The following is a 14,252-nucleotide window of genomic DNA, read 5'->3' on the forward strand; positions in this document are numbered from 1 at the left end:
CCAGGCCGGCGACCAGCGTGGCTGCGGCGAGCGACAGTGCGGCGGCGCGCCTGATGTTGTTCCCATGCTCATGATTCTTGTTCACTGTTAACCTTCTTTCCCGCCTCGAAAGGCCGTGTCGTTGACGGCCCGGGTCGTTGATCCCATAGGCCATCACCATGAAACGCAGGAAGACAATCCAAAAGTGTTTGAAAAGGAAAGATGCATAAAGAATCAGGGATGAGAGTTTTCTCTACCGGATGAATACCTTATGTGGCTGCGAGAATAGCTCTATTCCGCGCGATTTGACGTGCTCAGGATTCTGCGATGTAAATTCCACACAACCGCAGAAAGCATGGCACAAACCATGACGATGATGCCTATCCGTAAGATAGAGCCGGTATCTCCCGTAGTGGGCATCAATGTCTTCGCAGAATCATTTATTTCCGTATAGTTGAGTATCACGAAGTACATGGATCCATATATCAGACCCCTATCCGTTATTGCACCATTTGTGGGATTATCTGGATATTCAATATCGCCCATAGTTGTTCCGATTGTGCCTGCATAGCGGTATCCGTTGATTTTAGGCGGTTCAATCTTATATGTTGAGCCGATATAGAATTCACCGTCTACGGACCAAGGGTCGATGAGTGTTGACTGGAGGTTTTCATCCTTAATACAAGCCACGATGACGGATATGGGCGGGGAGTAAATAATCGTCACTGTCTGGATGATGGGTGTATCTTCACTCATTATGCCGGTCAAAGGCGCTGAATCGTCGGACGGTCCGACGTACTTGAACTTTTGCCCATAAGATTCAATCGTCGCAGGAGGTTCGACGTTCCAAGTATCTCCATTGCTCAAACCTTTTGCAAATGTCTCCGCCGGTTTTACTTCTTCCGTCTGACCCGCGTTCTTCACAACATAGCGGATTTGGATGGAAGGTTGGCGGTAGGCGAGAACGACGTTCCTGTTGCCCTCGTGTTGCATGATGCCGGAGATCGAATCCGAATCCTTGCCCAACCCTACATAACGGTAGCCCTTGATCTCAGGAGGTTTGACTTCATATGAATCTCCCGGATACAGCGAGTCGTAGATAACATGATAAGGCTTCAAATCCTTCCCCGTATCCGCGTCAATGTATGATGCCACGACCTGTGAAGGAGGGGTGTAGATGAGGAGCACCTCCTGTGATTCCGGAGTGTTCTCGTTCACGGTACCCGTCAATGGAGCAGATTGTGATGGTATACGTGAGAATCGGTATTTCCTTCCATTGGAGGAAGTAATCTCTCTTGGCGCGTTGACGCTCCATGAATCTCCTCGCTTTAAAGCGAGGATTTCCCGTTCTACGATATCGACGTAGAACGGGCCTGAGGAGAGATCATAGGCAATGACATATCTCACGGTTATTTTCACGTTCGATTCGTATTTGAGCGTGATAATTTGTTCGCTGGGACTGGAAGCTGTGATGCGGCCGGACAATGGGGTGGAGCCCTCAGCAAGACCCACGTATTTGTATTGGTTAATGGTCGGGATGCTGTCCATGTTCCATACGGCGTTGCCGTAGGATCCATCCTCGTCAGGTCCGGTGGCAACGACCCATTCCTCTCTGAGTAGGTTGCCCTGTTCATCGATGCATCGAGCCTTGACGGTTTTAATCGTATGACGGCGGTACAGGAGCTTAACTTTATAGACCGACCCCTTTGTATTTCCGTCTCTATACGTCTCCATTTCGGTATTCCAACCGACGATACCGGACAACGGGGCGGAATCGGAAGACGCTTCCACGAACCCGTATCCCGGAAACTCCGGTGGATCAACCTCCCATTTATCACCGAAATCAAGATCAGTTGAAATGGTATGAGATGTATCCAAAGCAATATCCGGGTGATCGGCATCGTAGGCTTGTGCCTCGATGTCCACAACTGCCTTGTATATAATCACGATGGTCGTCGTTAATGGACTATCCTTCATTATCTCGCCTGTCAACGGGGCGGAACCCTCAGCAAGGCCCGCATAACGGAACCAAGCGGACTGGTTTATATTGTTCGGGTTTGTAATAAAGGGATGAGAATCAGGCTTATAGTTCCACGTATCACTTATCTGGAGACCCTTCCCCACAATCCGCGAGAACAGTTCAGTACCATCGTTCAATATTCCACGTACTATCACCTCTCGCTTTTTTCGCACGACCAATGTGACGGTCTGACAGGCAGGTGAGTTATTAACGATGCCGCCGCTCAGCGGGGCGGAACCCTCAGCAAGACCCACATACTCATAGCCCATCTCCTCATAACGCGCTTTCTGCGGCTGAATTTCCCAGGTGTCGCCGTTCTTCAAATCCTCGCCGACCACCCAAGGCTCGATCACCGTATTGCCCTCGGTATCAACCACTTGCGCCTGAATGCGTTTCAGGTGTCGATATTCCATGTTGACAGTCAAGTCGCTGGCTGAAGCATCAGTAACCGTACCGTTTAGCGGAGCGGAACCCTCAGCAAGACCCACATACTCATAACCGTCGATAGAAGGAGGATCCACAGACCATGAGTCCCCCATTGAAAGTCCAGATTCGACCAACCATTGTGGACGCAAAACATTTCCATCTTCGTCAACAGCCTGACCCCATACACTGATATCACCGGTATTACGGTATGTCATTGTGATGGTTTGTTCATTGGAATCGCCATCAACGATGCGGCCAGTCAGCGGGGCGGAACCCTCAGCAAGACCCACATACTCATAACCGTCGATAGAAGGAGGATCCACAGACCATTCATCGTTCGCCGACATGCCGGATTTTACAATCCACTTATCCTTCAGCACGATGCCAGATTCATCGACAGCGATAGCACCAATCCGTTTGACCAATTGGGAACTGCTATTCAAGTTATCGAAATAAGTCACGAATGGCCCATCGAACGCCCCATAGCGCAGATTGAACGAAGGCCCCGAGAAAGTGGCCACCATGGTTTTGGATTGTCCCCACTGTCTGAGGCTTTCGACACGAACCGAAGGCGGCGCGGACCCGTCGGATCCATATATCCATGTTCGATCGAAGTCTACGCCACCCCGCGTGGACCACCCATCCCTATCAAAACGCCCCCATATCGGTTCGCCATCGGGGTATCTCTCAAACGGCTGGTATAGACCGTCGAATCCAGATACGAAATACGCCCCCTCGGTTCTCCGATTACACGGCAGCGGAATAGCCGTACTCCCCTTGAACGAAGAAGGAACCAGCAAGTCGGTTCCCGTGTAGTAAAAGGACACCTTGATTTCAAGACCAAACCAATAATCCGTCCAAGTATTGAAGGAACCGCAGGATCCGACATTCCCTGTCCTTGTTCCGATTCCCACGACATTTCCTTCTTCGACGGCGATATAACCTCCTACGGCTCTGCATTCTTTTTCGGTAGATGCAATCTGTTCAGGAGTGCGATCCACGATTTCGATACGAGCGTCGATGATATGACGCAGACCATCGGCATCGACCCATGATCCAATCCGAGGTAGTAAGACATATGCGTCTGAGGAAATAGGCTCCCATCCGCCTTTTACACCCATTACGTTGTAGTTGACAGGACTAACCCACTTCCATTTTCCTTTCAGCAGCAAACGGTTCGCCGAGTACGCACCCGTGGAAAATTGGAATTTCTTGTATTCATCGGGCACATCATGCTCGGACATCAGATATGACGGAACCGTTTGCACGACCGGCCGCCCGGAAAGATCTTTGGCACTTGCGGGCCACGCATACTCACCGGCTCCGTCCTTTGAATAATCGGTTCGTGTCTCTGCGAATGCAGGCACGATAGAAAATCCAAATAGTATGGCCATCACAGTAAAAATCACAGGAACGACTCGGCAAAGCCATCTGACATTTTCTCTTACTGACAATGAGCGGAACGATTCTCCAAACATTCTCTCTACTTTCTTTTAGATAATCAACGACCTGTGCCTCTATTGGAAAACGCTTAACATTTCGGAAATTAGAACAAGTAACCCATGCTGAGGGGATGAAAAATGTTTGAAATTTTCATAAACCGGCCCTGCAATCCTTCAATTAGAAATCCATTCATGAACCAGTCCGTATACTGGAATTAGTTTGTGATGTTTGAAAGGAACAACAACGAGGAACAACAAGCACTCCGCAAACGCAGTCAAAAGGTTCCGTCCGGCGACGGCGGTATCTGTCATCTGCTATATCGCTTTGGTCGTCCTGCTTGTCATCGGCGGCCTGGTCAGGCCGACATGGCTGACCGACGGGTTGGCCGCGGGATGGTTTGCTGCGACCATCGCGGGCATATTATTCGGCATACACCTGTCACGCCCGGAGAAGGATTCCCTCTGGGTTCATCGGCTGGTGAACGGCGGGTTCGGCCTGTTGCTCATCATGTGCGCGATCACATATCTATGCGCATCCGATACCGTTGGTGAGGACAAAATCGGGAAAATCAGGGGCGCGGCAATCATGCTGTTTCTGATCGGGCTGGTTCTGTGTGCGGCGACCTTGCTCAGCTTCCGTAGGACGGATTCCCAGAGCAGGCAATGGTTCGAGGGCATCACCTTCGCACCGATTCTCACGATGACGGTTGTGGCGCTGGCCACCATAGCCCATGCGACGATTCCGTCATCCGTCGATGATCTGCTGATAGGGATCCTCCTGATCGATGTCTCGAAGGAGACATGGGCGTTATGGCAGCGGGACGGAAGCGCGGAATAGCCTAGAAGAAAGGAATGGGGGTGTGGATATTTCCACACCCCCATTCCTTATGAAGCGGCGAATCCGGTGTCCCTCAGGTTTTCAGTCCTTCCGCTGCCGGCTGGCTCCGTTCGACCGTTCATCGTCCCCGAGCAGACGGATCGCGCCGAGCAGGCACGCGATGCCAATGAGCAGCACAACCGGCAGGAGGAACGCTCCTGTATACGGGAGCATGCTTGCCGCGGCCCTGTCCCCCAGCACGCCGGCATCCACATGCTCCTTGTCGGGAGCTGCCTGGGTGAGCGTGATGACGGGTGTGGCCATGCCGTAATCGTCCGCATCGGTGGCGGCGTCGGAATCGGTGCCGCTCTCATCCGTCGATGGGGTCTTGTCGTTCGCGTCGGTGGAGGTGAAGTCGGCGCGTGTGACGCGGCTGAACCTGATCCGGTAGGAGCCCGGTTCGAGCTTGTCGAACCGGTAGGCGCCGTTCCGGTCGGTGACCGTGGTGGCCAGTTGCTTGCCGTCCGTATCCTCCAATATGACCTGCTGGCCGGCTATCCGCTGGATCTCGTCGTCCTGGCGGATGCCGTCACGGTTCGAGTCGCGCCAGTACAGGCCGCTGATGGAACCCAATACCGGATTCTTCGTCAACGCGGGGATGATGGTCCCCACCTGGTCGCAGGAATCCTCGTAGCCCGTGCTGAACCAATGCTGCATATCCGGCTTGCTGTAGTCGGAGCCGGCCCGGCATGAGGCGTTGCCCGTGATGTCATGACTGGACGAATCCAATTTGGAGTCATCCGGTTTGTTTGGGATTTTGACCTTCTGCTCCCGTGCATGAGGCGTGCCCGAATACGGGGTGTCCGGGGAATCGAACCATGCCTGGTTATGTATCACCTGATCCGCATTCGCGCGGTCAACCGTGCCGGTGAAGTGATACACCACATAACCGCCCGGATCCACCGTGAACGGCAGATTGTAGACCCGCGTCACATCGGTTCCATCATCCTTGGTGGAGACGGACTCCACCGGGACCGCCGTCGGATCCGTAGAAACACCAGGAATGACCGGGGTCTTCACCTTCACAGGCGTCGACCGGTCGGCTATGGTTCCGTCACCCAACCGGCCATGTTCATTGTCCCCCCATGCATACGTGTTCCCGTCGGAACCAAGGGCGAGGGAATGAGCGTTTTCGGTGCTCACCTGCGTGAACGTGACACCGGCCGGGGTGTTCACCCTGACGGGCGTCGACCGGTTGGTCGTGGTCCCGTCACCCAGCCGGCCGGAATAGTTCCATCCCCATGCGTATGTGTCCCCGTCGGAACCGATGGCGAGGGAACGATAGGTTCCGGCGCTTATCTGCGTGAACGTGACCCCGTCAGGTGTCTTCACCTTGACCGGGGGCGACCAGCTGGCCGTGGTCCCGTCGCCCAACTGGCCGTAATAGTTGTCCCCCCATGCGTATGTGTTCCCGTCGGAACCGATTGCGAGGGAATGATAGGTTCCGACGCTCACCTGCGTGAACGAGACACCATCAGGTGTTTTCACCTTGACGGGAGTCAACCGGTCGGTCCATGTCCCGTCGCCCAACCGGCCGGAAACGTTCCATCCCCAAGCGTATATGTTCCCGTCGGAACCAAGGGCGAGGGAATAAGCGGATCCGGCGCTTTTCTGCGTGAACGTGACACCGGCCGGCGTCTTCACCTTGACCGGTGTCGGCCGGTCGGTCTTGGTCTCGTCGCCCAGCTGGCCAAAACCGTTGTCCCCCCATGCGTACGTGTTCCCGTCGGAACCAAGGGCGAGGGAATAAGCGGATCCGGCGCTTATCTGCGTGAACGTGACACCGGCCGGGGTGTTCACCCTGACGGGCGTCGACCGGTTGGTCGCGGTCCCGTCGCCCAGCCGGCCGGAATCGTTTCTTCCCCATGCGTATGTGTCCCCGTCGGAACCAAGGGCGAGGGAATAATCGTTTCCGGCGCTTATCTGCGTGAACGAGACACCATCAGGTGTTTTCACCTTGACGGGGGTCGGCCGGTTGGTCGTGGTCTCGTCGCCCAGCTGGCCAAAACCGTTGTGTCCCCATGCGTATGTGTTCCCGTCCGAGCCGAGGGCGAGGGAATGTCTGTCTCCGACGCTCACCTGCGTGAACGTGACGGTCTGATCGGCGGTTCTGGACACTGTGCCCGCGGTGGCGGTCACATCCTTGACGATGCTGCTCATCCGATCCGTCAGGGTGCTTGAGGTGGGGAACGCGCTCGTGCCGGTGGTGCTGTCGCTGTCATCGGGCACGCTGGCCTTGTCGGCTACGCTCACTCCATCGGGCATGGTGACCTCGATTGGAGAGGTGGAGTCGGAATCGTTCCATGCGTAGAGTTTTCCGCTCGAATCCTGTGCCAGAAGATGCTGCGAGGAGGCACCCGAATAAATGCGGGTGAGGGAAGAGCCTTCGGGAAGCTGCATCCTTTCCGGTTCGGCTTGTGTCGGATAAGACCCCGAGGAGGATGGCACCCACCTGTAGGCATTGCCGTCATCGCCTAAGGCATAGAAACTACAGCCAAGCATACCCATGCCTTCATTGTGGTTTCCCGTGCCGATCTGAACGAACCGAACGCCTTCGGGCATTTTTACCTTCACCGGAGTGGAATTGGAGTAGTAATAGGCATTGCCGTCCGACCCCAGGGCGAACTGCTGAGACCAAGATGCCGGTTTGATATCCGTGAAGGTGACCCCGACCGGCATTTCGAGCTTCGTCGCGGTCATTTCCGCCCTGTCAAACAGGTAGGCATTGCCGTTCGAGTCAAGTGCCACGCTGTTGCCCGCCGAGGATAGCTGGGTGAATCGAACGTCTTCCGGTGCCGACACCTTCGTTATGGTGGTCGAATCTGTTCCTCGGACCCTTATTTTGTATATATTGCCGTCGGAGCCAAGCGCGAAGGAGTCGTTCCGCCTGCCAGCGATCTGGATGATACTGACATCATCGGGCATCCGCACCGTGACGGGGACGAATTTGCCGGGATCGTTCATGCCATCTGATTGGTATACGTAGATTTTGCCGTCCGAGCCGAATGCCCAAATGGTAGCGTCATCCCCGCAGTCGATCCGGGTGAGGACGACCCCTTCGGGCATCGGCACCTTCACTGGAGTGGAGTAGTCGAACGAGCTCCATTCGTAGAGGTTGCCGTCCGAGCCGACCGCAAACGAAGAGCCATAAGGTCCAGCGACGAATGGCGTGACGGTGAAGCTGGGCAGTGGGTTGGTGGTTTTGCCGTTGTTTGTGATTTTCACGTCCCAGTTGACGGTGCATTTCACGTCGTCGCACTCGAGGCTGGTCTGGGTTTTGTCGAGGGTGGCTTTGGGATCGGGTTTCGCGTACCCGTAGTCCACGTTCGGCTGGCTGCCGCCGACCGGCAGTGTGATGGTGTCGGATTGGTCGGAGGCGTTGCCTTTCAGCTTCCAGTTCCATGAGTAGGTGTTGGTCACGGGCTTGGACTGGTTGTAGTAGGTGGTGGTTTTGGTTTGCACGCCGTCGTCCGTGGTGGTGCCGTCGCTTCGTTTCACTTCGGTCCGGTAGGTGCCGGAGTGGAGCAGGTCGAACTCGTAGTGGCCGTTCGAGTCGGTGTTCGCGGTCTTCAACGGCTTGTCGCCGTCGTGGTTGCCGTCCGCATCGACCTTCCACAGGCTGATGAGGATGCCGTCGATGCGTTCCTCGTTCTCGCCCATGAGCGTGTTCTCGTCGCGGTCCCACCAGACGGTGCCGCTGATCGTGCCGGCGACGACCTTGGCGGTGTCGGCCCACGGCAGGTTGCCGTTCGTATGGCCGTCGGTGAACCGGGTGCGGCCCGGCCACCAGTTGTAGGCGTCGTCCTTCCTATTGCCTGACGGTTGGATGGTGATGGCACCGTTGGCAGCGGCGACGGGCATGCTGCCGTTGTCGCCGGTCTCGAACATGGACCGGATGCGGATCGCGGTGATGTTGCGACGCTCGGAGTCCGTGAGTTCGTCCCATGTTTTCCATGTGTAGTCGTTCGGATCGTCGGTCCAGGCGACGGTGGTGGAGTACGAGATGGTGGTGGTTGTGGAGTTGTCCGTGTTCAACGCGACGGGTCCCTTGAGCTCCCAGGTGCCGTGGTAGCCGCTGCTGCCGCGGTCGTATTCGTTCCAGGAGCCGTCCAAGCCGGTGTTGTCCTTGCCGAGGAGCTTGGAATCCTGGTTGCTTGGCGCGTGGATGACCGTATCCGCCTTGCCCGAGCGTCCCACGCCCTTCGCGTACAGGTTGAACGTGTAGGAGAGCGGGTCTCCGATCTCGGCCTTCTCCTGGTCGGAGGCGAGCATGCCGCTTTCTCCGCTTTTCTCGGATACCGTGAACGTCGCGGTGGCGGTGTTCGATGTGACGTTGGGGTATGCGGGGACGATGCCGTTCGCGGCGAGGTCCGCGGTCAGGGTCGCCGCCGCGGTGATCGTGCCGACCGCCTTGTTGCCGACCTGCGCCTTCCATGTGATGTCGGGCAGGCTGGTGTCGCCGTGGGCGCCAAGGTACGGGACGGTGGTGCCATCGGGCGTGTTCAACGTGAACCGGATGATTCGGCTTTTGCCTTTGCCTTCGACGTGGAGCTGCCAGTCCTTGCCGGTCGCCACGGGGTTGATCAGGCCGGACGGGTAGGGCATCGTCACGGCCGGTGCGGCCGTGGTGCCTGATAGTTGGATGTTCTTGATTCGCGGTTCCATCGAATAGCTGGCGGTGTCGCCGGGCTGCGCGTCTCCCTCGCGGGCATGGCCTTCACCGTCGGTGACGGAAACATTGTTGGTGATGAGTGTGCTCGGTTCGGCCGGGGCGATGACGACCACGTATTCGGGGATCGTGGTTTTGGACCATCCTTGGCCGGTCTTGTAGATGCCGCCTGTCATGGTGTCGGCGACGGTCGTGTTGCCTTTCCCCGCGGTGGCGGTGACGTGCAGGATGAACGAGGCTTCGATGTTCGCCGCCGTGGCGGAGAGGTCGATATGGTTCTGGTTGAGGTCGATGCGGATCGCGCGCACGTCGGATTGTGTGGCTGCGGGGATGCCGTCGCGCCATTCGGTGTTCGGCTTCCCGGGATCTTCTGTGGTCCATTTGACCGTGTAGTCGGCGGTGGAACCGGCGGCTTCGATGTCTCCCATGACGAGCTCCTTGCCGCCTTGGGTGACGGTCAGATTGCCCGTCCACTGCTGTTGCGTGGGATCCCAGGTGTCGGTCATGTAGGGGTGGTAGCCGTAGTCGAGCAGGTCGGCTCCTGCGGGGTTCATCGTCAGCGTGGTTTTCACCTGCGTGTCGGTGGCGATGCGGTCGTTCGGGTCGATGCGGTGATGGCTCACCGTGCTCGCCGTTTCGGAGAGCGTGAAGTCTCGGCTTGTCGTGTCGAACAGCGTGGCACCGAATGTGTATGGTCTCGCGAGGGTCTTGTCCCATAGGGGGATGTAGTGGGTTCCTGGCGGGATTTGCGTATCGGTGGAGCGCTTGTAGCGTTTGATGATGGCGCGCGTCCAGTCGTTGTTCGCGTACGGGTAGCCTCGGATCGCGCCAGTGTCGGCGGATTTGGTGGTTTCATCCCGGTTCGCGTCCCATCCGGGTTCACCGCCCTTGCCCATGTTCAATAGCACGTCGGCATCGACGCCGCCGGTGGAGAACACGGTTCTGTCGGGTATGATCCGCGCGGCGTAGTATGTGGAGGATCCCTCCGGGATGTCGGCGATCTCCGACGCGGGGATGGACCATTCGAGGTCGTGTGAACCGGTTTTGTTCTCGACGCGCAGCTGGCCGTTTTTGGGGGTCAGGGTCTCGCCGTCCATGGTGAACACGGTGGATTCGGGGAATGCGCTCACGTCGATGCCCGTGCTCCAGGATCCGGTGGTGCTTGCGCCGTGGCTGGTGGTGTATCCGGGGTATGTCAACGCGCGGGGACGTATGGTCAGATAGCCTGAGACGTTGCCGGAATCCTGCCATACCGTGTTCCGTTCGATGGAACGGTCGTTGTCGGGCATGCCGCCGTTGTCGAACACGAGGTCGGCGGCGGGTGCGCTGACCACGGTGACCTCTCCGGCCGGATAGTCCACGTTGGATCCGGTGGAGCCGACGCGTTCGACGGTGAGTTTCGGCTTCTGGCCGGTCTTGACGAGGCCGCCGGTGTCCTTGGCGGTGAGCGCGAGGGTCTGTTTGAGGGTTTCGACCGCGCCGGCGGGCACGGTGTACGTGCATGAGTCGCCGGTTCGTTTGGCCTGGACGAGCTGGCCACTTTCGCAGAATCCCGCGATCGCGTCGCCGGCTTGGAGGTATGGCGCGTCGGCGAGGTTCCATGACACCTTCACCTGGCGGCGCGCGGCCGCGGTGAACGACAGTTCCAGCGAGTATTCGACCGTATCGCCGCTGGAGACGATCCCGTCATCGGGCTTGTCGTCGCCGACGCGGAAACCGTTCGCGCTGGCGACGAACGTCTGGGCGCTGGTGCCGTGGCCGGTTCCGTCGCGCGTTTCGGAGAGCCGTGCGGTAGCGTATGCGGGTTTCGGTTCCGCGGCCTGGGCTTTCGGTGCGGCGCTTCCGGCTGTGCCCGTTGCGAGGCCGAGCGTGAGCGTGGCCAGGATGGCGAGCGTGGCCATTGGGCGTTTGGCTGCGCTAATGGCGTGCATGTTGTCCTCTTCCTCTCTTGCCGCCGGCGGTGCGGCGGCGGATGACGACGGTGATGGTGGTGATGGTCGCGGCCTGGACGGCCGTGATCCACATGATCGGGATGATCCACGCGTGGCTTCTCGGCGCGTTCCCGGGTTCCGGCGCGGGGTCTGGCATGCCGGTCCGGTGGCCGGTGACGAGGATCCTTTGGTTGTTGACGCCGTATGGCGTGCAGGTGAGGAGGGTCGCGAGGTCGCGGCCCTCCTGGATGCGGATGCCTGATGTGTCGTCAGGGTCCACGATGCTGATCGTCTCGACCTGGTAGGCGAGGGTGCGGCCGAGCGTGGTGATGTAGAATATGTCTCCTTCGCGGGCCTGGCGGAGGCTGATCCGGTCAAACAGGAGACGGTCGGCGAGGCCGGTGTGCGCGCTGATCACGGTGCGCGTGGAGGTTCCGCCGACCGGCAGGGACGTGCCGTACAGGTGGCCGGCCCCTGCGGCCAGCGTGGCCGCTCCGGTGCCGTGGCGGATGGGCAGGTTGATGCCGAGCCTGGGGTAGTCGATGGTGGACATGATGCCGTCGGCGGGTGTGGAGAGCAGCGACCGGTAGGTTTCGTCGTCGTCTCCGGGGTCGGTCCCATCGTTCCAGGGGTCTGTGGTCTCGGTCTGGCGTGAGGGCCCGTCCGCGGCGAGCAGCGTGTTGTATTCGCGGGCCTTCTCCCATTCGGCGCGGCTCGTCTTGTCGGCGAGGGCGAGCGTGGCCTGGTTGTGGGTGTCGGCGAGCCGCTGGTCGGTGTGGCCGTTGGCGAGCATGAACGCGGGCGGGAGGGTCGCGCACAGGCTCGCGCATAGGAGCAGCGCGATGCCGAGCATGGTCCGCTGTCGCCGCGCGTTCATGCGGTGTCGCATGTCAGTCGCGCTTCCTGAGCAGCAGGAGGCCGCCGAGCGCGGACAGCGTGCCCGCGGCGATCCAGATGGTCATCCAGGTGGAGCCGGTCTTGGGCAGTTGGAGGATGCTGCGCGCGTTCCTGACGGTGACGGTGGCGGTCGTCCCGTCCAGGGTGGCGAGCTTGTTCGGATCCTGCTGGAAGTCGGTGACGGCGTTCGCGTGGTTCTGGCCGTGGTCGGGTTCGACGGTGAGCGTGAACTCGGGCAGGGGGCTCGTGTTGAACGGGCTGGATCGCTCCGTCACGGTGTATTCGCCGTCGAGTCCCTGGATGACGGCCTTGCCGGATGCGGGGATGGTGATCAGCGTGGTGGAGGTCTCCCCCGCCGTCGCCGTGCGGTATTCGGCCGGATGGGTGGCGTCGCCCGCGGAGATGGCCGCCAGGCTCACCGGGGTGTCGGATCCGTTGCGGGTGATGGCGAACGTGGCGGCGGCGAGGGGCTTGCCGTCCATGTCGGTCTTGGAGAGCGTGAACCGGCCGGTGTAGGTGGTCGTGGTGTCGCCGGGCACGGTGGCCTGGTCGGTCCAGTCGTTCGGGTTGTGCGAGTAGGAGACGTTCACGGTGTTGTGGTTGCCGGTGCCGCCCGCGGTGGTGTTGACGGCGGCGTCCTTGGTGAGCAGCGCGTCGTATTCGACGGTGACGCCCGAGCCGATGGGGAACGCGTTGCGGGTCGAGTCGGAGGCGAGCAGGTCGCTGGTGCCGTCGGCCGTGGGGGCGAACGTGACGGTGAACGTGGTGGTGCCGTCCTGCGCGGCCGTGGGGTCGGAGGCGTGCCAGAGCGCGGCGTCCAGGGTCTTGCCGTTCACGGTCACGGCGGTGATGCGCTGGAAGGCCAGTCCCTGGTCGAGCGTGTCGGTCAGGGTGAGGCGGAAGTGCTCGTATCCGGTGTGGTTGGGCACGCTCGTCGTCAGGCGGTAGTGGACCGTCTCGCCGATCGCGGCCGTGTTGGACAGGGCCTCGGCCCCGTTCTGGACGATGCGTTTGGTGACGGTCGCGTCGTTGGGCTTGTATTCCACGGTGCCGAGCGTCTGCGTCGTCTGGCCGGTGCCGAGCGTGGTGATCCCGTCGATGCCGGTGGCGGCGATCATGGGGATGGAGGCCCCCTGGCCGTTGGCGGTCAGGTCGAGGATCAGGTAGATGCCGGGGGTGACGGTCGCGGTCATGGTGTTCGCGTCCGCTCCCTTGGCCAATGCGGTTGCCGTGGAGTCTCCGGTGATTGCGGTGTCCTTGGCGAGCCTGGTCACCAGGGTTCGCAGGCTTCCCGCGTAGGGGCTGGATTGGGAGTCGAGCAGGTTCTGCACGACCCATGCCATCGGGTTGTCGGCATCGTAGCCGGTGGCCCCGGAGTCCTTGAGCGCGTTCGCGATGGATGACGCGTGGCCGGCGTCGTTCACGTCGAGGCCGCCGATCGCCTGGCCGTCGATGCTCGCGGCCGAGTATCCCGCGAGCCTCACGGCCTTCAGGGTCTTGCCGCTGATGTCCGCGGAGGAGGTCACGGTGATGGGCTGCGGTTCGCGCAGCTGCTCCGTGGTGGCCTGCGCCGGTGCCGCGAACGCGAAGGCCGCGGTGGATGCCGCCACCGTGATGGCCGCCGCGACGGCGGCCAGGGATCCGATGATTCTCTTGTCTCTCATGTGGTCCGAACCCTTTCAATCGGTTGCATGTCCCGTCCATGCTCCGCACGGATCGGGCCGGGAATTGTTTGAAAACGGGAAAACCCTCCGCGCATGCGGAGGGAGGGGATTGCCGAGATACCGGAATACCGAAGGACCGTCATACCGGCATACCGAAAGCCGGAACGGGGAACGGCCCCGGAGTTCCGCTTTCCCGCCCCGTCCGGGGGTGGTTGGCGGCTCTCGGGGCCGTTCGGTTTCGGCGGGTTCGTCACTCGCCGGCGGTCATGGCCGGTTCGGCATGCCACTTGGGCTTCACTGTGAGCGGGAATCACAATGGTGTTGGATCGTGACGTGACGATCTGCAT

General features: G+C 59.5%; 5 protein-coding genes and 2 pseudogenes. 1 reads left to right on the plus strand and 6 read right to left on the minus strand.

What is annotated here, in order from left to right; translation table 11 throughout:
* Positions 1-270: 270 nt before the first annotated feature.
* A complete protein-coding gene (locus BISA_RS11625; RefSeq protein ID WP_237746169.1) occupies positions 271-3,819 on the minus strand; it encodes a MucBP domain-containing protein in 3,549 nt (1,182 codons plus the stop codon).
* Positions 3,820-4,096: 277 nt separating this feature from the next.
* On the opposite strand from BISA_RS11625, the gene BISA_RS11630 reads away from it, so the two are divergent.
* Positions 4,097-4,705 carry a hypothetical protein gene (locus tag BISA_RS11630; protein ID WP_033892153.1) on the plus strand — a complete coding sequence of 203 codons (609 nt, stop codon included), beginning with the start codon at positions 4,097-4,099 and terminating at the stop codon, positions 4,703-4,705.
* 81 nt (positions 4,706-4,786) lie between these two features.
* Here BISA_RS11630 and BISA_RS13645 read toward each other — a convergent pair whose 3' ends face one another.
* The 5 genes and pseudogenes from BISA_RS13645 to BISA_RS13520 all read right to left on the minus strand — a co-directional run bounded on the left by BISA_RS13645 (position 4,787) and on the right by BISA_RS13520 (position 13,905).
* Positions 4,787-5,401 (minus strand): SdrD B-like domain-containing protein, encoded by a 615-nt coding sequence (locus tag BISA_RS13645; protein ID WP_474847975.1) that lies wholly within the window; start codon positions 5,399-5,401, stop codon positions 4,787-4,789.
* A gap of 351 nt (positions 5,402-5,752) precedes the next feature.
* Positions 5,753-7,810, minus strand: a pseudogene (locus BISA_RS13650) (RCC1 domain-containing protein); the annotation flags it as partial.
* 369 nt (positions 7,811-8,179) lie between these two features.
* Positions 8,180-11,344, minus strand: a pseudogene (locus tag BISA_RS13655) (SdrD B-like domain-containing protein); the annotation flags it as partial.
* Positions 11,331-12,221: a class C sortase gene (locus BISA_RS12395; protein ID WP_162178596.1), complete on the minus strand. Its 891-nt coding sequence runs from the start codon at positions 12,219-12,221 to the stop codon at positions 11,331-11,333. The gene BISA_RS12395 and the pseudogene BISA_RS13655, both read right to left, overlap by 14 nt.
* A gap of 13 nt (positions 12,222-12,234) precedes the next feature.
* The gene (locus BISA_RS13520; protein WP_033892154.1) at positions 12,235-13,905 is read right to left on the minus strand and encodes an isopeptide-forming domain-containing fimbrial protein; all 1,671 of its coding nucleotides are present in this window, start codon (positions 13,903-13,905) and stop codon (positions 12,235-12,237) included.
* Between the last annotated feature and the right edge of the window lie 347 nt (positions 13,906-14,252).

It is taken from the genome of Bifidobacterium saguini DSM 23967 (assembly GCF_000741715.1).
Lineage (GTDB): Bacteria > Actinomycetota > Actinomycetes > Actinomycetales > Bifidobacteriaceae > Bifidobacterium > Bifidobacterium saguini.

Excerpts from the sequence above, each read along its gene's own strand:
- BISA_RS11625 (WP_237746169.1), bottom strand. The coding sequence starts at position 3,819 with ATGGCCATACTATTTGGATTTTCTATCGTGCCTGCATTCGCAGAGACA.
- BISA_RS13645 (WP_474847975.1), bottom strand. The coding sequence starts at position 5,401 with ATGCAGCATTGGTTCAGCACGGGCTACGAGGATTCCTGCGACCAGGTG.
- BISA_RS12395 (WP_162178596.1), bottom strand. The coding sequence starts at position 12,221 with ATGAACGCGCGGCGACAGCGGACCATGCTCGGCATCGCGCTGCTCCTA.
- BISA_RS13520 (WP_033892154.1), bottom strand. The coding sequence starts at position 13,905 with ATGAGAGACAAGAGAATCATCGGATCCCTGGCCGCCGTCGCGGCGGCC.